This window comes from Streptomyces sp. NPDC004788, from assembly GCF_053601115.1.
Map to the genome: position 1 here is coordinate 15,419 of NZ_JBSGBF010000049.1, position 17,841 is coordinate 33,259.

Genomic DNA, 17,841 nt, shown 5'->3' on the forward strand with positions numbered 1-17,841 from the left:
GCGGAGTCTGTGATGCTGCTTACGCGGCCTTTATGCGGCTGCGGCGCTACGGCTCAGGCGGCGTCCTCGGCGGAGCGGTTCGCCTCCAGGCGACCCTTCGCCCGGTCGACCCGCGCCACGATGTCGACGCTCATCCGGTCCCGCTCCTTGCGCAGCAGGACGAAGCTCAGCGGCGCCGACACGACGATGGACAGCAGGAGCACCCACAGCAGGTTGGAGTCGCCGAGGCCGCGCGGCAGCACGTGCGCGTAGACGAGACCCCACAGCACGAGGAAGCTGCCGGCGAAGATGCCGAGGCGCATGAGGGTGTAACGGAGCATGCGAGTTCCTCCCATACCGGACGAGCGAGCCTCCAGTGAAGCACGCGCGAAAGCGATCATTCGGAGGGGGGTCCTCAGACGCGCATCGGCTGCGGCGACTCGCGGAGCCCGGCGTCCGGGCCCGGGTACTCGCGGATGACCTCGTAGCGCGTGTTGCGCTCCACCGGCCGGAAACCGGCGTCCCGGATGAGCTCCAGGAGGTCGTCCCGGGTCAGCTTGTTCGGGGTGCCGTAGTTGTCGGCGTCGTGCGTGATCTTGTACTCGACGACCGAGCCGTCCATGTCGTCCGCGCCGTGCTGGAGCGCCAGCTGTGCGGTCTGCACGCCGTGCATCACCCAGAAGACCTTGAGGTGCGGGACGTTGTCGAAGAGCAGCCGGGAGACGGCGAAGGTCTTCAGGGCCTCGGCTCCGGTGGCCATCGTGGTGCGGGCCTGGAGCCTGTTGCGGACCTTGCCGTCCTTCATGTCCACGAAGTCGTGCTGGTACCGCAGCGGGATGAAGACCTGGAAGCCGCCGGTCTCGTCCTGCAGCTCGCGCAGCCGCAGCACGTGGTCGACGCGGTGGCGCGGCTCCTCGATGTGGCCGTACAGCATGGTGGCCGGGGTCTTCAGACCCTTCTCGTGCGCGAGCCGGTGGATCCGGGACCAGTCCTCCCAGTGGGTGTTGTGGTCCACGATGTGCTGCCGGACCTCCCAGTCGAAGATCTCGGCGCCGCCGCCGGTCAGCGACTCCAGACCGGCCTCGATCAGCTCGTCGAGGATCTCACTGGCGCTCAGCCCCGAGATGGTCTCGAAGTGGTGGATCTCGGTGGCGGTGAAGGCCTTGAGCGAGACGTTCGGCAGCGCCTTCTTCAGCTCGGAGAGCGAGCGCGGGTAGTAGCGCCAGGGCAGGTTGGGGTGCAGCCCGTTGACGATGTGCAGCTCGGTGAGGTTCTCGCCCTCCATCGCCTTCGCGAGGCGCACGGCCTCCTCGATGCGCATGGTGTACGCGTCCTTCTCACCGGGCTTGCGCTGGAAGGAGCAGTAGGCGCAGGAGGCGGTGCAGACGTTGGTCATGTTCAGATGCCGGTTGACATTGAAGTGCACCACGTCGCCGTTCTTGCGGGTCCGGACCTCGTGGGCCAGTCCGCCGAGCCAGGCGAGGTCGTCCGACTCGTACAGGGCGATGCCGTCCTCACGGCTCAGCCGCTCGCCGGCGAGGACCTTCTGCTCCAGCTCACGCTTGAGCCCAGCGTCCATCACGGCCGCCTCCCACTCTCATCCGCACTGTCTGTAATCAGGCTCCCCAACCGTACTCTCAGCCCTCTTCCGGCAGATCCCCGACCCGGTTCTCCCACTTCGTCGACAGCACGATCGTGGTGCGCGTCCGGGACACGCCCTTCGTGCCGCTGAGCCGGCGGATCGTCTTCTCCAGGCCGTCGACGTCCGACGCGCGGACCTTGAGCATGAAGGAGTCGTCGCCGGCGATGAACCAGCAGTCCTCGATCTCGGCCAGGTCCTTCAGCCGGCGGGCCACGTCCTCGTGGTCGGCGGCGTCGGAGAGGGAGATGCCGATGAGGGCGGTCACGCCGAGGCCGAGCGAGGTGGCGTCGACGGTGGCGCGGTAGCCGGTGATGACCCCGGCGGCCTCAAGGCGGTTGATGCGGTCGGTGACGGAGGGGCCGGAGAGCCCGACGAGCCGTCCGAGCTCGGCGTATGAGGCCCGGCCGTTCTCGCGCAGGGCCTGGATGAGCTGCCTGTCCACGGCGTCCATAGGTATGAAGCCTTCCATTGTCCAGCGATACCGCGAGTATAGGTATAGAATCTAAGGCACACAGGGCCGACACCCTGTGAATCTTTCAGTGGATCAAAGACGATCTTTCAGGAGTGGTGTTCACCGTGTACACGATCGAGATGGCCTACGCCCGTATGCGCGAGCTGCAGGAGATGGCCAACCGCTCGCGTGCGTACAAGACCTCCGCCGCCTCGAAGCGCGCCGCCAAGAAGGCCGCCAAGAAGCGCTAGCCCTCTACTACCGGGTCGGGGATGCTCCACCGAGCTCTCCCTCCCAACGGCGGTACAGCTCGTGCGGCACCCCTGCCGCGTCGAGCACCCGCCCCGCGACGAAGTCCACCAGGTCCTGGATGTGCGTCGCACCCGCGTAGAACGCCGGAGAGGCGGGCAGCACCACGGCGCCCGCCTCGTCCAGCGCCACCATGTGCCTGAGCGTCTGCCCGTTCAGCGGGGTCTCCCGCACGGCGACGACCAGCGGCCGCCGCTCCTTGAGCGTCACGCTCGCGACCCGCTGCAGCAGATCCTTCGAGAGCCCGAGCGCGACCCCCGCCACGGCGGCCGTCGACGCCGGCACGATCAGCATCCCCTTGACGGGGTACGACCCCGAGGACGGCCCGGCGGCCAGGTCCCCGGCCGCCCAGTACCGCACGTCGCTGACATCGACGTCGAAGGTGTCGGGCTTCCCGTCGGCGCCCCGCGCCAGCCAGGTCGCCAGGTCCTCGCGCCAGTGCGCGTCCCGGAAGGCGATCCCCGTCTCGTCGAGCAGCGTCAGCCGCGAGGCCCGCGAGACCACCAGGTCGACGCTCTCCCCCGCCGCGAGCAGTCCCCGCAGTACGGACGCGGCATACGGCGTGCCCGACGCCCCGGACACCCCCACGACCCACGGACGACGCTGCTGCTTGTTCACCGGCTCCACGCGGCCGAGCCTATCCGGCCACTAGGGCGTCAGCCCGCGCACGAGGAGGTCGAGCAGCGCGCACACGAAGAGCGCGATCCCGATGAAGCCGTTGACGGTGAAGAACGCCCGGTTCAGCCTCGACAGGTCGTGCGGCTTCACGATCGAGTGCTCGTAGCAGAACGCCACCACCACGATCACCAGGCCCGCCCAGAAGAAGCCGCCCGCCTCCGTCGCCAGGGCGTACCAGACGAGCAGCGCCGTCGTGACGACCGCCGAGGCCCGCGCGCCCCACAGGGCGGCCGGGATGCCGAAGCGGGCCGGAACGGACATGACGCCGTGGGCGCGGTCCGCCTGGACGTCCTGGCAGGCGAAGATCAGGTCGAAGCCGCCGATCCAGATGCCGACCGCGAGGCCGAGGATCACCGCCTCCCACGACCACTCGCCCGTCACCGCGAGCCAGGCGCCGATCGGGCCGATGGACTGGGCGAGACCGAGGATCGCGTGCGGGAAGTTCGTGAACCTCTTCCCGTACGGGTAGACCACCATCGGGATCACCGCGAGCGGCGCGAGCGCCAGGCACAGCGGGTTGAGCAGTGCCGCCGCGCCCAGGAAGACGACGACGGCGATGCCGGCCCCGGTCCACGCGGACTTCACCGACACCGCGCCGGTCACCAGCTCCCGGTTCGCGGTGCGCGGGTTACGGGCGTCGATCTCGCGGTCGATGATGCGGTTGCAGGCCATGGCGAAGGTGCGCAGGCCCACCATGCAGACGGTCACCAGGAACAGCGTCCACCAGTGGATCTGCTGGTCCGTCTCGTACATGGCCGTGAGGGCGGCGATGTACGCGAAGGGCAGCGCGAAGACCGAGTGCTCGATCATCACGAGCCTGAGGAAAGCCTTCGTGCGCCCCGGCTGGGCGCCGGGGACGGCCGCGGTCGTCACAGCCCGTACTCCTTCCAGCGGCGGTCCACCAGGGCCGCCGTCGCCGGGTCCGACTCGACCATGTCCGGCCAGCCGCCGTCCCGGGTGTAGCCCTCCTCGGGCAGCTTCTTCGTCGCGTCGATGCCGGCCTTGCCGCCCCAGAACTGCTGGTAGGAGGCGTGGTCCAGATGGTCCACCGGCCCCTCCACGACGGTCAGGTCACGCGAATAGTCCGTGTTCCCCAGCGCCCGCCAGGACACCTCGTGAAGATCATGGACATCGCAGTCCTTGTCGACCACGATGATCAGCTTGGTCAGCGACATCATGTGCGCGCCCCAGATGGCGTGCATGACCTTCTGCGCGTGCTTCGGGTACTTCTTGTCGATCGAGACGATCGCGCAGTTGTGGAAGCCGCCGGACTCCGGCAGGTGGTAGTCCACGATGTCCGGCACGATGATCTTGAGGAGCGGCAGGAAGAACCGCTCCGTGGCCCGGCCCAGCGGGCCGTCCTCGGTCGGCGGGCGGCCGACCACGATCGACTGGAGCAGCGGGCGCCGCCGCATCGTGATGCAGTCGATCTTCAGCGCAGGGAACGGCTCCTGCGGGGTGTAGAAGCCGGTGTGGTCGCCGAACGGCCCCTCGGGCAGCATCTCGCCCGGCTCCAGCCAGCCCTCGATCACGACCTCCGCCTGTGCGGGGACCTGGAGCGGCACGGTCTTGCAGTCGACCATCTCGATCCGCTTGCCCTGCACGAAGCCCGCGAAGAGGTACTCGTCGATGTCGCCGGGCAGCGGCGCCGTCGAGGCGTACGTGACGGCCGGCGGGCAGCCGAAGGCGATCGCGACCGGCAGCCGCTCGCCCCGCTCCGCGGCGACCGCGTAGTGGTTGCGGCTGTCCTTGTGGATCTGCCAGTGCATGCCGATGGTGCGCTTGTCGTGCCGCTGGAGGCGGTAGAGGCCGAGGTTGCGGACCCCGGTCTCCGGGTGCTTGGTGTGGGTGAGCCCCAGGTTGAAGAAGGAGCCGCCGTCCTTGGGCCACGTGAAGAGCGCCGGCAGCAGGTCGAGGTCGACGTCGTCGCCGGTGAGCACGACCTCCTGGACGGGCGCCTCCTTGACCTTCTTCGGGGGCACGTGGACCATCGAGCCCAGCTTCCCGAACGCCTCGCGGACGCCGACGAAGCCCTGCGGCAGCTCCGGCTTGAGCAGCCCGCCGATCTTCTCGCTGATCTCCTCGTACGACTTCAGGCCCAGCGCCTTGAGGAGCCGGCGGTCCGTACCAAAGACGTTCATGGCGAGCGGCATGGCGGAACCCTTGACGTTCTCGAAGAGAAGCGCGGGACCCCCTGCCTTGTTCACCCGGTCGACGATCTCCCCGACCTCCAGGTACGGATCGACTTCGGCCTTGATGCGCTTGAGGTCGCCTTCGCGCTCCAGTGCCCTGAGCAGCGAGCGGAGATCGTCGTAAGCCATACGGGCAAGTATCGGTCACCGGCTAGTCTGAGCCTGTCACCGGGGCCGCCGGACGCGCCCCCGCCACCGCTTGGCCGCTGCTTCGGCCGCCGCTTCCAGGGGGCTTTCGCACATGCTCAGGGCTCTGCTGTTCATCCTGCCGCTGGCGCTGATGATCTACGCCTTCATCGACTGCCTGAACACCCCCGAGGACGAGGTCAAGCACCTGCCGAAGGTGGTGTGGGTGCTCATCATCCTGCTCGTGTGGGTCGTCGGCGCGGTCGGCTGGATCGCGGCGGGCAAGCAGCGTGCGGCCCGGGACCGGGCGGCCGGCCGGTGGGTGGCGCCGGACGACAACCCGGAGTTCCTGAGGTCGCTCGACGAGCAGCAGGACAAGGACAAGGACACCGAGAACTGATGGAGCTCCGGCTCCTCGTCACGTTCGAGAAGGTCGCGACGGTCCTCTCCTTCACCCGGGCGGCCGCAGAGCTCGCGTACGCCCAGTCGTCCGTCACCGCCCAGATCCGCGCCCTGGAGGCCGACCTCGACGCCGAGCTCTTCGAACGGCTCGGCTCCCGCATCCGCCTCACCGAGGCCGGCGAGCGGCTCCTGCCGTACGCCCGGCAGATGATCGCGCTCGCCGCGGAGGCCCGGGCGGCGGTGGCGGCCGGGGACGGCGAACCGGCCGGGACGATCACCGTCGGCACGATGGAGTCGCTGACCTCCTACCGGCTGCCGCCGCTCCTGGAGCTCTTCCACCACCGCTATCCGGGCGTACGGCTCTCGCTGCGCCCCACCCTCGGCGACGCGACCCGGCAGGCGCTGCGCCAGGGCACGTACGACCTGGGCCTCCTGATGGAGCGGGAGACCGCGCACGAGGGCCTGGAGAGCGAGGTCCTCGGCGCCGAGCCGCTGGTCCTGGTGGCCGCACCCCGTCACCCGCTGGCCGGCCGGACCGGACTGACGACGGCGGACCTGGCGGCGGTCGGTCTGGTCGGCACCGAGCCGGGCTGCGCCTACCGAGACCTGTTCGAGGCGGAACTGAAGCCCTACGGGCCGCTCTTCACGGAGTACGGGACGATCGAGGCGAGCAAGCGGGGCGTGGCGGCCGGGCTCGGCATCGCGCTGCTGCCCCGGATCACCGTCGAGGGGGAACTGGCGTCCGGGGAGCTGGTGGCGCTCGACTGGGAGCCGCCGTTCACCCTCTTCACGCAGATCGCGTGGCGGCGCGGGAAACGACTGCCGGCGCACGTCCGGCTGTTCGTGGAGCAGGCGCGGCGGCTCGCCCGAGAGTGACCTTCAGGCTCGCGAGGACGATCAGCGGCACGCCGAGCGCCTGCACGAGCCCGATGTGGTGCCCGTAGACGGCCCAGTCGACGCCCATCGCGACGGCCGGGTAGGTGAAGGCGAGCACCGCGATCCGGGCGGTGGGCAGCTTGGCGTACGCCGCGTACATCAGCACGTACATCACCCCGGTGTGGATGAGCCCGAGCCCCGCGAGCCATCCCCACCCGGCCCCGAGCCGGGCCGCCTCGCCGAAGTCCGCGAACGGCAGCAACAGCGGAATCCCTACGCTCACCTGCACGAGCGCGATGAGGTGCGGCCGTACGCCGCTGATCCGCTTGGTGACGATGGTCGATGCGGCATAGAGCACGGCCGCGGCCAGCGCGAACCCGAGCCCCTTCAGCGACGCCGTGTCCCCCGGCCGCACCCCCGACACGAGCACGAGCCCGGCGAACGCGACCCCCAGCCACCCCAGCTTCCCCGCACCGATCCGCTCCCGCAGCACGACCGCACCGAACAGCACGAGGAAGAACGGCTGCGTGTGGTAGACGACGGTCGCGAACGAGATCGAGGTGGCCTCGTACGCCTCGAACAGGAACACCCAGTTGAAGACGATGAACGCCCCACCGAGCGCGGCGAGCCCGAGCTTGCGAGGGGTGAACCCGTGCCCGGTGAAGAACCCGCGGACAAGGCTGTAGACCCCGAGCGCGAGCGCCCCGAACAGGCACCGGAAGAACACGACGGTGAACGGCGACGCCCCCGACTGCACGACGAAGACGCCGAGGGTGCCGGACAGCACCATGGCCAGGGTCAGTTCGAGGGTCCCGCGTGTCGTCTCGTTTCTCATGCCGACGACGCTACGAACGGGGGCCGGGGGCGGTCCACGAGCCAGTGGGGGACGCTGCCGATGGGGGAATCGGCGGAGCCGATGGCGTGACGCGCGAGTGGGGCGGAGGTCCGAGACGGTCGGGGTGAGCGCTGTCGAATGGGCGACGTGCGGCCGCCCTCTCTCCGAGTGTGGCCCCCTCCGCCGGCCCCTCAAGGGCGCTCCTTCGTCGCGTCGCTGCGCGATGGGCCGGTTGGGGTTCATGCCCCGCTGGTCACCGTCGGTGGGTGGTGAGGTGGTGCGGGACAGCCCTTCGCCCGCCATCAACACCGAACAGACCCCTTCCATGGGGTCAGGGCGGTGTGTTTGGCAGGTGGAAGTGGTTGATGGCGGGGAAAGGGTTCGCGACGGCGGGATTCCGGCCGGGGTTTCCGAACCCTTCGCCCGCCAGTGTGCGAAATCCCCGGCCCTGGTGGGACAGAAGAGGACTCCTGTGACTCCAGAGACGACTTGGGACAGGCCATGGCGGGGAAAGGGCTCGCCACGGCGGGACCGATCACCGCCCACACCCCCGGGAGTGACCAGCGGGGCATGAACCCCAACCAAACGGCGGCAGATGCCCGCTGAGCCGGGATCAGGCGCCCCATTCCACGTCCGCGCACCCCGGGACGGCGGATACGCACCCACCCGCCCCAGCCACAAACCCAGCCCCCACCCACCGGGCAGCACAAGCCCTCAAGCAGGAGCGATACCCGAAGCCCACCCACCACCGGCCCGACAGACCGCCAACGGCGGCAGCGATACCCGGACCTCCGCGCGGCCCCGCCCCCCGGCCGCCCTCCGAGTGTGAAAAGGCCGCCGGAGCCACCGGGTCAAGGGTGGGCGCAGCCCATCGCGCAGCGACGCGACGAAGGAGCGCCCTTGACGCGGTGGCGGAGGGGGCCACACTCGGAGAGAGGGCGGCCGCACGTTGCCGATCCCAGGCCGCCCGCTCCGACCGCCTACCGTTCCCCGGCCACGTGGCAGACGCACCCGCACACCAGGTAGCGGACGCCCGGTACGCCCGAGTCACGCGGCACGTGGTCCCGGCAGCGGGCGTGGAGGCCGACGACGCAACGTGGTGACTGGTACTCGGGCTCGGGCGCGGCCCCGAGCGCGTGGGCCAGCAGCGACACGCTCACCGCGTCCGCGATCTCCGGCGTCACCCACCACGCGTCTCCGGCGCGGTCGCGGTGCGGGCCGTCGTGCCCCGTCGGCAGCACGCAGACCGAGCCCGCGCACACGGGCCGCATCACCTCGACGACGGCGATCGCGGGCCGCCGGGCCCCGCAACGGCCCGGACGGCTCATCGGGCGCTCCCGGCATGGATGTTCCGCTGGTCGATGTCGACGCCGACCGTGGCCAGCCACAACGCCCGCCGACGCCTGCGCTGCGCCGCTCGCGCGGCGAGCCCGGACACGTAGGGCCGCGCGAGCGGCGACCGCGCGCCGTCGAGGAGCAGCGCCTGCTCCCGGGCGTACGGGGAGCGCGGGCGCCGAGCGGGGACACGGTGACGCGGCGCGGAGGCCGGCGGCGCCGGGCGGGGGCGGTGCCTGCCCGTGGGCGGCAGGGTCAGCATCAACAGCCAGAGGAGGGCGGGAATCAGGACCCGGCCCAGTGGGTGCGCGATAGTGTTCCGCACGTCATCAACTCCTGCTTAGTTGGTGGCCATGCCCCGGGAGGTCTAGCCACCTCGCCGGGGTCTTCGTTGCGCGAACCTAGCAGTTGTCTACAGCCCTCGGTATACAAGTGCAGACAGATCCATCCGATCGTGGAGTTGCGCATCGCTCTACGTTGGACACATGAGCGAACCTTCCGGCCCCAGTGGCCCCCTGGACCCGAAGAGCGCCACCCCTCTCTACGTCCAGCTCGCGGACGCCATCAGCAAGCAGATCGCCTCCGGCGCTCTGGCCCCTGATCGCCCCATCCCCTCCGAGCACCGCCTGGCCGAGGAGTACGGCGTCGCCCGCCTCACCGCCCGGCGTGCCACCCAGGAGCTGCGCGAGCGCGGGCTCGTGATCACGGTGCGCGGCAAGGGCTCCTTCGTCACCCCGCTGCCTCCCGAGACGGAGTGACGCCACCGCCCCACCGGGGAAACCTCCCCCCCATGACCCCACCCCACGCCAGCCTCCCCACCATCGACCTCACCCGCCCCCCGACCCCCCAGCTCCCCGCCGTCGACCTTGCCCTTCGCAAGGCCGGCTTCCTGCTGGTCAGCGGCCACGGCGTCGACCCTGTCCTCCGGGCCGCCATCCGCACCCACGCCCGCGCGTTCTTCCACCTCCCCTCCCCCACCAAAGAGAAGTACGCGGTGAAGGTCGGCGGGCGCGGCTGGCTCGGGCCCGGGGCAGAGGCCAACGCGTACGCGGAAGGGACGGCAACACCCCCCGACCTCAAGGAGTCGCTCTCCTTCGCGGCGGAGGAGCCGACCGGGGACGCGGCCGTGGACGCCGAGTGGTTCCTGCCGAACGTCTGGCCCGCCGAGGTGCCGGAGCTCCGGCCGCTCGTCGAGGCGTACCTGGCGCAGATGCGGGCGCTGTCGGACCGGGTCCTGGACCTGCTCGGGCAGGCGCTCGGCGAGGGGGCCGACTTCTTCACGCGGCACACCGGGCACCCGACCTTCGGGTTCAACATCAACTGGTACCCCGGGCAGGACAGGGTCGGCCCGCCCGAGCCCGGGCAGTTCAGGATCGGGCCGCACACCGACTTCGGCACGGTGACGATCCTGGACCGGCAGGCCGGCAAGGGCGGGCTCCAGGTGTACTCGGACGAGGGCGGCTGGCAGGACGCCCCGTTCGACCCCGACACCGACGCCTTCACCGTCAACATCGGGGATCTCATGGCGAGTTGGACCGGCGGGCGTTGGCGGTCCGGGCGCCACCGGGTGCTGCCGCCGCCCGCCGACGCGCCCGCCGAGGAGCTGATGTCGCTGGTCTACTTCTACGAGTGCGACCCCGGCACCATCATCCACGGCATCGAGTCGCACTCCTACCTGCGCGCCCAACTTGACGCCATCACAGCCGGATAACCCGATGAATTCCGCACCGTAAAGCCGCACCCCTTCCAACTCCCGCTCGATATCCTGGACTTGAGGATGTGACGGGGCACGTCTGCTGGGATGCGGGGGGTGTCGAGTGGACAGGGTCCTGTACGGCCGCGAGGCGGTGTTCCATCGCACCGGGCTCGCCGCGCGGCTGGTCGGGCTCGACGGGGAGCGGCTCGGGGCCGTCCGGTACGAGCACGGGGACGACCCGCCGGTCGTGGTGTTCACCGGCGGGCGCGGGATGGGCAAGACCGCGCTGCTCAAGCAGCTGCGCAACACCTACAGGGGCGCCACGCCGCTCGCGTTCGTCGACTGCGCGCACATCGAGCCGCCCGCCGACCACGGGCCGGGGTGGACCGAGCTGACCGGGGCGCTCGCCGAGCTGGCGGTGCAGCTGTCGCCGAAGGTGACCGGGGCGCGGCCGGTGAAGTTCCCTCGGCTCTCGCTCGGCCTCGTCGCGGTCGCGTCGATCAGCTGGACACGGGAGGACGAGGAGCGGGCGCAGGGGGACCTGCAGCGGCTCGGGCCGGTGCTCTCGACCGTCGACGCGACGAAGGGCGCGGCGACGAACTGGGTCACCAAGGTGCTCACCAAGCTCGCCGCGACCTTCGCCGAGACCGCCGCCCCGCTCGCCGGGCTGCTCGCCGAGGCGACCGTGGAGACGGTCCTGGAGGAGGTGTTCGGCCGGGTCCAGCAGAAGTCGGAGGGCTGGTACGGCACGTACCGCAACGCCGGCGGCCGCGGCAAGGCCGGCCTCCAGCAGCTCGCCATCGACTTCGCGCAGGGCGGCCGGCGCCGCCAGGAGGCCGAGGACTTCCTCGTCGACGCCCTGATCGAGGACCTCGGCCAGGCGTACAAGGGCCTGATCCGGGCCGGCACCCGCCGCGGCCGGCCCGTGCTGCTGCTCGACAACGCGCACGGCGAGCTGGGCCGCCGGCTCGTCGAACCGGTCCTGCGCGCCCGCCACGAGGGCCGCCGCGACAAGGTGGTGGTGTTCGCCACCTCCCGGGTGCACGACCACGAGGGCATGCGCCACGCGCACCGGACCCGGCTGCCCGAGACCACGCACCGGGCGCCCGCGCCGCGCGGCGGCGACATCACCTCCGGGATCCTCGCCGTCGCGCTCACCCCGCTGTCGCCCGCCCAGACGCAGGCCGCCTTCGACCGGCTCGACCCGTCCGGCCGCACCCCGGCCGACCTGGCCCGCGGCGTGCACCGGCTCACCGGCGGCCGCCCGCTCGGCGTGACGCTGCTCGGGCAGGCCGCCGCCGAGGCGCCGCGCGCCGAACGGCCCGGCCTCACCCCGGGCGCGCTGCTCGACCTGACCGTGGAGCTGCGCGAGGACGCCCGGCCGGTGCCGGTCGTGCCCGCGCTGCTCGGCGCGCTGCTCCCGCAGCCGCGCCTGGAGCCGTTCACCGTACTCGCCGCCGCCCATGACGAGGAGTCGGCCCGGCTGCTCGCCCGCACCCGGCTGCACACCGAGTCCCGGGACGGCGACATGGCGCTGCGGGTACGGGACCTGCTGCGCGCCGAGGACTGGGCGGAGGGCCCCGAGCACTTCGTCGCCGACCCGCTGCTGCGCGCGCTGCTGCTACACCGGCTGCGCTTCGACGACGCCGACCACCCGCGCCACGCGGCCTGGCGGGCCGTCCACGAGACCCTGCACCGGCACTACGACCAGGACGCCACCCGCCCGTACCGGCTCTACCACGAACTCGCCCTGGGCCGGGTGGAGAACGCGGTGACCCATCTGCGGACCACCTTCCCCGAGCCCGACGTGCTCGGCTGGCTGGGCCGGCTCCGCTTCATCGCCTCCGCGCCCTACCCGCGCGAACCGCACGCCACGGGCCGGCCCGCCGGGCCCGACCCGCGACGGGCCGTCGCCCTCGGACAGGAGTCCCGCCGGCAGACCCCGGACGCCCTGCCCGCCGGGCTGAACGCCGACGGCAAGGCCCTGCACCTGTCCGTACGGCGCCTGCTGCACGCCGTATGGCTGCTCACCGATCCGCTCGCCCTGCCCGACGGCGAGGTGACCGAGAAGCTGGCGCACGAGCTGCGCCAGCTCTCCGGCCGCCATCTGACGGGCAACAGCCCCCTGTGGGACGCGGCCACGCACTGGCCGAAGGACATCCACGCCTGGCGCCGGCTCACGCTGCCGCCGGGCCGCGACCGCGAGGACGGAGTCTGAGGTCATGGCCGACCGGCTGAGCAACTTCCTCCGCACATTCCTCTACACCCCGCGGCAGAAGCTCGTCGCCGCGCTGATCGCCCTGGTCGTCGTCGGCGTGCCGCTGGGGTACGGGATCAAGTCCATGACCACGCCGGAGAACCGCTCCTGCGCGCCGGGCGTCGCCCGCCCGCAGGACTCGGACGAGTGCGTGGGCGTCGCCACCGCCGGCGACGGCTACGCCTTCGGGATGCCCGACCTGGCCGAGATCGCCGGCCGCATCGGCGCCGAGAACGCGACGCTGAAGCCCGACGAGTACGCCACCGTCGCCGTCCTGCTCCCCTTCACCTCCACCGACCCCGGCATGCGCGTCAAGGTGCTGCGCGAGGTGCAGGGCGCCTACGCCCGCCAGTACCGCGCCAACCACGAGTCCAACAGCGAGACCCCCAAGATCCGTCTGGTCCTCGCCAACAGCGGCAAGAACAACGCCCACTGGCAGAGCGTCGCCGGTCAGCTCACGTCCATGACCGACGCCCCGCACCGGCTGCGTGCGGTGACCGGCATCGCCACCTCGTCCGACGCGATACGCGGGACCGTCGCCGCCCTCACCGGCGCGGGCATCGCCGTCGTCGGCACCACCATCACCGCCGACGACATCGCCGACGGCCCCGGCGCCGCCCACAACCGCTACCCCGGCCTCGCCCGGGTCTCGCCCACCAACAGCGACGAGGCCAAGGCGCTCGCCCACTTCGGCAAGGTGAACGCCGGCAAGGCGCTGCTCGTCCAGGACACCCGCAACGGCGACCACTACACCGACACCCTCAAGTCGGCCTTCGCCGCCTCCCTCAAGGGCGCCCCCTACGAGCCGCAGCTCTTCACCTCGCCCGCCGACCCCACCGACGAGGGCAACACCGCCAACACCTTCCGGCAGATCACCCACCTCATCTGCGACACCCGCGCCGAGACCGTCTTCTTCGCCGGCCGCCACACCCAGCTGCGCCAGTTCATCAACGCGCTGGGCGCCCGCGGCTGCGCCGAGCGCTCCTTCACCGTCCTCACCGGCGACGAGGGCTCCTACCTGGGGGCCGACAAGCTGCTCGACCGGCGGGCCCTGAAGAACCGGCTCACCGTCCGGTACGCGTCGCTCGCCCACCCCGACGCCTGGCTGCCCGCGCCCGGCCGGTCGGTCCCGGCGACGGGCGGTTCGACGGTCGCGTACCAGACCTTCGTGACGGACATCGCCCGCGCCTCCGCGGGGCCGGTCGCGCTCGCCGACGGGCAGGCCATCGTCGCGTACGACGCCATGGCCCTGGCCGTCCACGCCATCCGCCAGGCCACCCCGGACAACGCCGCCTATCCGGAGCTCGCCGACGTCCGCACCCAGTGGCCGCAGGTCAAGGGGTCGCTGCGGGTGGAGGGCGCGGGCGGCTGGATCTGCCTGGACAACTACGGCAACCCGTACAACAAGGCGGTCCCGATCGTGGAGCTGGCGCAGGACGGCAGCCAGCGCTTCGTGGCCATCGCCTGGCCGGAGGGCGCACCGCCGACGACGAGCTGCCTGCCGCCACGCAAGGGGTGAGCCCTGAAGGGTTCGGGGCTCGCGGCCCCTTACGGGTTCACGGCTCCCAGGCCGGCCAGGGCGCCTCGTCCCGCGCGTACACCTCCCGCAGCTGCCGCCACCGCGCGTCGGTCCAGTCGCGCCAGTCCGTCGGCCGCCCGTCCAGCGCGTCCCGCAGCCGCTCCAGGTGGTCGTGCCAGCCCGCCAGCATGTCGAGCTTGGCCTCGCGCGTCCCGTGGAAGTCCGCCGTGAAACGCAGCACGGTCGACCCGGCCGCGTCCGGCCGGCCCGGTTCCAGGTGGAAGCGGATCCGGCCGTGCGGCGGGCCGACCGTGTACTCGGCCACGTACTCGGGGTCCCAGGCGGTCACCCGCCCGGACACCACCGTGTCGCCGTTGAGCCAGCGGAGCGTGACGCGCCCGCCGAGCCGGGGCTCCAGCGGGTCCGCCGCGCACAGCCACGAGGGCAGGCCCTCGGGCGAGGCGACGGCCGCCCAGACCATCGGCATCGGGTGCGGGAGGTCGACCACGTACCGCAGCAGGTGCTCGTCGATGTCGTGGGTCTCGGCCCGGCCCCGGGGTATCTCGCTCATACCTCCAGCGTGACCCCGGGACCCTTCGGTCGCGAGCCCAGCTGCCCGCGGCCGTCCGGCCGCGGACCCAGAGCGCTGCTCAGTGGGCTCGGAACGCCGCTCAGCGAACTCAGAGCGCTGCTCAGACGCCCGCGTACGAGTGCTTGCTGCTCACGAAGATGTTGACGCCGTAGTAGTTGAAGAGGAAGCAGCCGAAGGCGATCAGCGCGATGTACGCGGCCTTGCGGCCCTTCCAGCCGGCCGTGGCCCGGGCGTGCAGGTACGCGGCGTACGCGACCCACGTGATGAAGGACCAGACCTCCTTGGCGTCCCAGCCCCAGTAACGGCCCCACGCGTCACCGGCCCAGATCGCGCCCGCGATGATCGTGAAGGTCCACAGCGGGAAGACCGCCGCGTTGACCCGGTAGGCGAACTTGTCGAGCGTCGCGGCGGCCGGCAGCCGCTCCAGGACGGAGCGGGCGAAGGAGCCCGGCTCGCCGCCGGTCGCGAGCTTGTTCTCGTACGAGTCGCGGAACAGGTAGAGCAGGGTGGCGACCGCGCCGAGGTAGAAGACCGCGCCGCAGAAGATGGCGGTGGAGACGTGGATCCACAGCCAGTACGAGTGCAGGGCCGGAACCAGCTGGTCACTGGCGGTGTAGAGCCAGGTGGTGGCCACACCGAGGTCGAGCAGGACGGTCGTCACCAGCGGCAGGCCCATCCAGCGGATGTTCTTCTTCGCGGCCAGGAAGCCCAGGTACGCGCCGGTCGCCACCGTGGAGAAGGTGATCGAGAACTCGTACATGTTGCCCCATGGCGCCCGCTGCACGGAGAGCGCGCGGGCGACCACGCCGGCCGCCTCGATGAGGAAGGCGAGCGTGGTGAGCGAGACGGCCATCCGGCCGTACAGGTCGCCCTTCTCGGTGCCGCCGGCCGCGCCGGGGCCGTCCGGGACGTCCCGGACGCCGGCCGCGGAGCGCGTGACGACCTTCGGCTTGTCGAGCACGGCCGTGCCCCCGCCGGCCGTCTTGACCTGCACGGTCACGGCCGGGGCCGCGGCCGCCGGCTGGGCGGCGGACGGGGTCAGCGCGGCGGCGGTGCGGCCGACCTTGCTGCGGCTGCCCAGCACCCACTCGGCGATGTGCGCGAGGAAGGCCAGCGTGTAGACGGCCATCGACGAGTAGATGAGGTAGTTACTCGTGTGCGCCAGGCTCTCGTTGGTCGCGGCGGCGAGGATCACTTCTCAGCCCCTTCGGACTTTTCGGCAGGTGCCTCGGTGGCGGGTGCCTCTTCGGCAGTTGTCTCGGCGGGTTCTTCCGCCGCATCAGCGGATTCCGGTCCCGGCTCCGGCGCCGTCGGCGCCTCGGCGTTGAGCAGGACCGCGAGTTCGGCCAGCTCCTCGGGCAGCTTGGCGGACTCGCTCCGCCCCAGGCCCGCCATCTCGACGACGGTGACGCCGTCCGCTCCCCGTACCGCCCGGACCCAGACCCGGCGGCGCTGGATGAAGAGCGAGCCGGCCAGACCGGCGATGGCGGCGAGCGCGCCCGTGAGGGCGAGGCCGCTGCCGGGCTGCTGGGTGACCTGGAAGCTCGCCCACTCCTTGATCTCCTTCTCGAAGGTGATCGAGCCGGCGCCGTCGGGCAGCTTCATGGTCTCGCCGGGCAGGAGCCGGTTGGCGACACCGGTGCCGCCCTGGACCTTGAACTGCTTCATCTTGGACGTGTCGAGCTGGTACACGTTCTGCGGCAGACCGGAGTTCACGCGCAGGTCGCCGTGGTAGCCGGTGACCGCCAGGACGGGGAATTCCAGCGCGGGGAACTGGGAGAACATCGAGCCCTTGCCCGCGCCCGCGAAGGTCGGCACGAAGAGGGCCGAGAAGCCCAGCTGCTCCTTCTTGCCGTTCTTGTCGCGGTAGCCGTCCATCACCTTGATCGCGCCGGACGAGGTGACGTTGTTGTCGAAGGGCAGCATCGGTACGGGCTCGTGCATGACGACCTTGCCGCGCCCGTCGCGGACGGTGACCACGGGCGCGTACCCGTGGGAGATCAGATAGACCTTCGCGCCGCCGACTTCCAGCGGCTCGTTGACCCGGATGACCGACTTCTTGTCGGGGCCGCCGCCCTCGGAGTACGTGACGGCCGCCTCGAAGGTGCGCGGGGTGCCGCGCTGCGGGCCGTTCTTCTCGTACGTGCCGGTGAACTCGTCCAGCTTGAAGCTGAACGGAGGCAGGTCCTCGACGCTGAACTGCGAGCCCGACTTGAAGTCGTCGTACTGGGTGAGCGTGTTGGAGAAGCCGTCGCCCTCGACGATCAGCTTGCCGCCCTCGGACTTCATCAGCTGGCCCCAGGCGAAGGCGACCAGCATGACGATGAGCGCGACGTGGAACATCAGGTTGCCGGCCTCGCGCAGATAGCCCTTCTCCGAGGCGACGGCGTCGCCGACGGTGTGGGCGCGGAAGCGGCGGCCCTTGAGGATGCGCAGCGCGGCCTCGCGGACCTGCTCGGGCTCGGCCTCGGTGCGCCAGGTGGTGTACGCGGGGAGGCGGGTGAGCCGCTTGGGGGCGCCCGGCGGGCGGCCGCGCAGCTGGCCGACGAACTGCCAGGTGCGGGGCAGGATGCAGCCGATGAGCGAGACGAACAGCAGGATGTAGATCGCGGAGAACCACACCGAGCTGTAGACGTCGAAGAACTGGATCTTGTCGTAGATCGGCGCGAGGGTGGTGTGGGCCTCCTTGAAGGTCCGCACCTTCAGCTCGTCCGCGCTGTTCTGCGGGATGAGCGAGCCCGGGATCGCGCCGAGGGACAGCATGAAGAGCAGGATCAGCGCGACCCGCATGGACGTCAGCTGCCGCCAGAACCAGCGGATCCAGCCGATGACGCCGAGGGTGGGGCCGCCGATGACGGTGTCCTCGGCGGACTCCTGCGGCGCGGTGGACAGCTGGGCGCCGGCCTCGCCGAGGTCGGTCTCCCGCTGCTCTGTCGTGTCTGTGTTGCTCAT

General features: G+C 71.2%; 18 protein-coding genes and 1 pseudogene. 7 read left to right on the top strand and 12 right to left on the bottom strand.

Features of this window, described 5'->3' with window-relative positions:
- Positions 1–53: 53 nt before the first annotated feature.
- The 3 genes from ACWEJX_RS21700 to ACWEJX_RS21710 form a co-directional block, all read right to left on the bottom strand.
- Positions 54–320: a DUF4229 domain-containing protein gene (locus ACWEJX_RS21700; RefSeq protein WP_451609057.1), complete on the bottom strand. Its 267-nt coding sequence runs from the start codon at positions 318–320 to the stop codon at positions 54–56.
- Between the two features lie 74 nt (positions 321–394).
- On the bottom strand, positions 395–1,558 hold the full coding sequence (gene mqnE, locus ACWEJX_RS21705) for an aminofutalosine synthase MqnE (protein ID WP_451609058.1): 1,164 nt from the start codon (positions 1,556–1,558) through the stop codon (positions 395–397).
- A gap of 58 nt (positions 1,559–1,616) precedes the next feature.
- A complete protein-coding gene (locus ACWEJX_RS21710) occupies positions 1,617–2,072 on the bottom strand; it encodes an Lrp/AsnC family transcriptional regulator (RefSeq protein ID WP_403800263.1) in 456 nt (151 codons plus the stop codon).
- A 125-nt stretch (positions 2,073–2,197) separates the two neighbouring features.
- Here ACWEJX_RS21710 and ACWEJX_RS21715 point away from each other — a divergent pair, with 125 nt between their 5' ends.
- Positions 2,198–2,323 (top strand): hypothetical protein, encoded by a 126-nt coding sequence (locus ACWEJX_RS21715; protein ID WP_403800618.1) that lies wholly within the window; start codon positions 2,198–2,200, stop codon positions 2,321–2,323.
- 7 nt (positions 2,324–2,330) lie between these two features.
- Here the strand turns inward: ACWEJX_RS21715 and ACWEJX_RS21720 are convergent, their stop codons facing one another.
- Genes ACWEJX_RS21720 through ACWEJX_RS21730 form a run of 3 tightly spaced genes read right to left on the bottom strand, consistent with a single transcriptional unit; the run spans position 2,331 to position 5,380 of the window.
- On the bottom strand, positions 2,331–2,999 hold the full coding sequence (locus tag ACWEJX_RS21720) for a UbiX family flavin prenyltransferase (protein ID WP_451609094.1): 669 nt from the start codon (positions 2,997–2,999) through the stop codon (positions 2,331–2,333).
- Positions 3,000–3,029: 30 nt separating this feature from the next.
- Positions 3,030–3,932 (bottom strand): menaquinone biosynthesis prenyltransferase MqnP, encoded by a 903-nt coding sequence (gene mqnP / locus ACWEJX_RS21725; RefSeq protein WP_451609059.1) that lies wholly within the window; start codon positions 3,930–3,932, stop codon positions 3,030–3,032.
- Positions 3,929–5,380 carry a menaquinone biosynthesis decarboxylase gene (locus tag ACWEJX_RS21730; protein ID WP_451609060.1) on the bottom strand — a complete coding sequence of 484 codons (1,452 nt, stop codon included), beginning with the start codon at positions 5,378–5,380 and terminating at the stop codon, positions 3,929–3,931. Before ACWEJX_RS21730 ends, mqnP begins: the two co-directional genes overlap by 4 nt.
- A 112-nt stretch (positions 5,381–5,492) precedes the next feature.
- Between ACWEJX_RS21730 and ACWEJX_RS21735 the strand changes: the two are divergent.
- A pseudogene (locus ACWEJX_RS21735) lies at positions 5,493–5,762 on the top strand (PLD nuclease N-terminal domain-containing protein); the annotation flags it as partial.
- Positions 5,763–5,776: 14 nt separating this feature from the next.
- The gene (locus ACWEJX_RS21740) at positions 5,777–6,655 is read left to right on the top strand and encodes a LysR family transcriptional regulator (protein WP_451609061.1); all 879 of its coding nucleotides are present in this window, start codon (positions 5,777–5,779) and stop codon (positions 6,653–6,655) included.
- Here ACWEJX_RS21740 and ACWEJX_RS21745 read toward each other — a convergent pair.
- From ACWEJX_RS21745 to ACWEJX_RS21755, 3 genes are all read right to left on the bottom strand, one after another.
- Entirely contained in the window at positions 6,567–7,490 is a 924-nt protein-coding gene (locus tag ACWEJX_RS21745; RefSeq protein WP_451609062.1) for a DMT family transporter, read from the bottom strand. The two genes, ACWEJX_RS21740 and ACWEJX_RS21745, sit on opposite strands and share 89 nt — an antisense overlap.
- A gap of 980 nt (positions 7,491–8,470) precedes the next feature.
- Positions 8,471–8,818: a hypothetical protein gene (locus ACWEJX_RS21750; RefSeq protein ID WP_451609063.1), complete on the bottom strand. Its 348-nt coding sequence runs from the start codon at positions 8,816–8,818 to the stop codon at positions 8,471–8,473.
- Entirely contained in the window at positions 8,815–9,150 is a 336-nt protein-coding gene (locus ACWEJX_RS21755) for a hypothetical protein (RefSeq protein ID WP_451609064.1), read from the bottom strand. Before ACWEJX_RS21755 ends, ACWEJX_RS21750 begins: the two co-directional genes overlap by 4 nt.
- A gap of 160 nt (positions 9,151–9,310) precedes the next feature.
- Between ACWEJX_RS21755 and ACWEJX_RS21760 the strand changes: the two genes are divergently transcribed.
- The 4 genes from ACWEJX_RS21760 to ACWEJX_RS21775 all read left to right on the top strand — a co-directional run bounded on the left by ACWEJX_RS21760 (position 9,311) and on the right by ACWEJX_RS21775 (position 14,297).
- Positions 9,311–9,583: a GntR family transcriptional regulator gene (locus ACWEJX_RS21760; RefSeq protein WP_451609065.1), complete on the top strand. Its 273-nt coding sequence runs from the start codon at positions 9,311–9,313 to the stop codon at positions 9,581–9,583.
- Positions 9,584–9,615: 32 nt separating this feature from the next.
- Positions 9,616–10,536, top strand: coding sequence for an isopenicillin N synthase family dioxygenase (locus tag ACWEJX_RS21765; protein ID WP_451609066.1), 921 nt, complete (start codon positions 9,616–9,618; stop codon positions 10,534–10,536).
- 106 nt (positions 10,537–10,642) lie between these two features.
- Positions 10,643–12,739, top strand: a complete 2,097-nt coding sequence (locus ACWEJX_RS21770) for a hypothetical protein (RefSeq protein ID WP_451609067.1) — start codon at positions 10,643–10,645, stop codon at positions 12,737–12,739.
- Between the two features lie 4 nt (positions 12,740–12,743).
- The gene (locus tag ACWEJX_RS21775) at positions 12,744–14,297 is read left to right on the top strand and encodes an ABC transporter substrate-binding protein (protein ID WP_451609068.1); all 1,554 of its coding nucleotides are present in this window, start codon (positions 12,744–12,746) and stop codon (positions 14,295–14,297) included.
- 37 nt (positions 14,298–14,334) lie between these two features.
- Here ACWEJX_RS21775 and ACWEJX_RS21780 read toward each other — a convergent pair whose 3' ends face one another.
- The 3 genes from ACWEJX_RS21780 to resB all read right to left on the bottom strand — a co-directional run bounded on the left by ACWEJX_RS21780 (position 14,335) and on the right by resB (position 17,841).
- Positions 14,335–14,868 carry an SRPBCC domain-containing protein gene (locus ACWEJX_RS21780; RefSeq protein ID WP_451609069.1) on the bottom strand — a complete coding sequence of 178 codons (534 nt, stop codon included), beginning with the start codon at positions 14,866–14,868 and terminating at the stop codon, positions 14,335–14,337.
- Positions 14,869–14,989: 121 nt separating this feature from the next.
- On the bottom strand, positions 14,990–16,084 hold the full coding sequence (gene ccsB, locus ACWEJX_RS21785; RefSeq protein ID WP_451609070.1) for a c-type cytochrome biogenesis protein CcsB: 1,095 nt from the start codon (positions 16,082–16,084) through the stop codon (positions 14,990–14,992).
- Positions 16,081–17,841: a cytochrome c biogenesis protein ResB gene (gene resB, locus ACWEJX_RS21790; RefSeq protein WP_451609071.1), complete on the bottom strand. Its 1,761-nt coding sequence runs from the start codon at positions 17,839–17,841 to the stop codon at positions 16,081–16,083. The genes ccsB and resB overlap by 4 nt, the downstream gene beginning before the upstream one ends.

Coding starts and splice junctions, on each gene's coding strand:
- ACWEJX_RS21750 (WP_451609063.1), bottom strand. CDS start 8,818: ATGAGCCGTCCGGGCCGTTGCGGGGCCCGGCGGCCCGCGATCGCCGTC.
- ACWEJX_RS21765 (WP_451609066.1), top strand. CDS start 9,616: ATGACCCCACCCCACGCCAGCCTCCCCACCATCGACCTCACCCGCCCC.
- ACWEJX_RS21775 (WP_451609068.1), top strand. CDS start 12,744: ATGGCCGACCGGCTGAGCAACTTCCTCCGCACATTCCTCTACACCCCG.
- ACWEJX_RS21760 (WP_451609065.1), top strand. CDS start 9,311: ATGAGCGAACCTTCCGGCCCCAGTGGCCCCCTGGACCCGAAGAGCGCC.
- ACWEJX_RS21780 (WP_451609069.1), bottom strand. CDS start 14,868: ATGAGCGAGATACCCCGGGGCCGGGCCGAGACCCACGACATCGACGAG.
- ACWEJX_RS21710 (WP_403800263.1), bottom strand. CDS start 2,072: ATGGACGCCGTGGACAGGCAGCTCATCCAGGCCCTGCGCGAGAACGGC.
- resB (WP_451609071.1), bottom strand. CDS start 17,841: ATGAGCAACACAGACACGACAGAGCAGCGGGAGACCGACCTCGGCGAG.
- ACWEJX_RS21700 (WP_451609057.1), bottom strand. CDS start 320: ATGCTCCGTTACACCCTCATGCGCCTCGGCATCTTCGCCGGCAGCTTC.
- ACWEJX_RS21740 (WP_451609061.1), top strand. CDS start 5,777: ATGGAGCTCCGGCTCCTCGTCACGTTCGAGAAGGTCGCGACGGTCCTC.
- ACWEJX_RS21730 (WP_451609060.1), bottom strand. CDS start 5,380: ATGGCTTACGACGATCTCCGCTCGCTGCTCAGGGCACTGGAGCGCGAA.
- mqnE (WP_451609058.1), bottom strand. CDS start 1,558: ATGGACGCTGGGCTCAAGCGTGAGCTGGAGCAGAAGGTCCTCGCCGGC.
- ACWEJX_RS21745 (WP_451609062.1), bottom strand. CDS start 7,490: ATGAGAAACGAGACGACACGCGGGACCCTCGAACTGACCCTGGCCATG.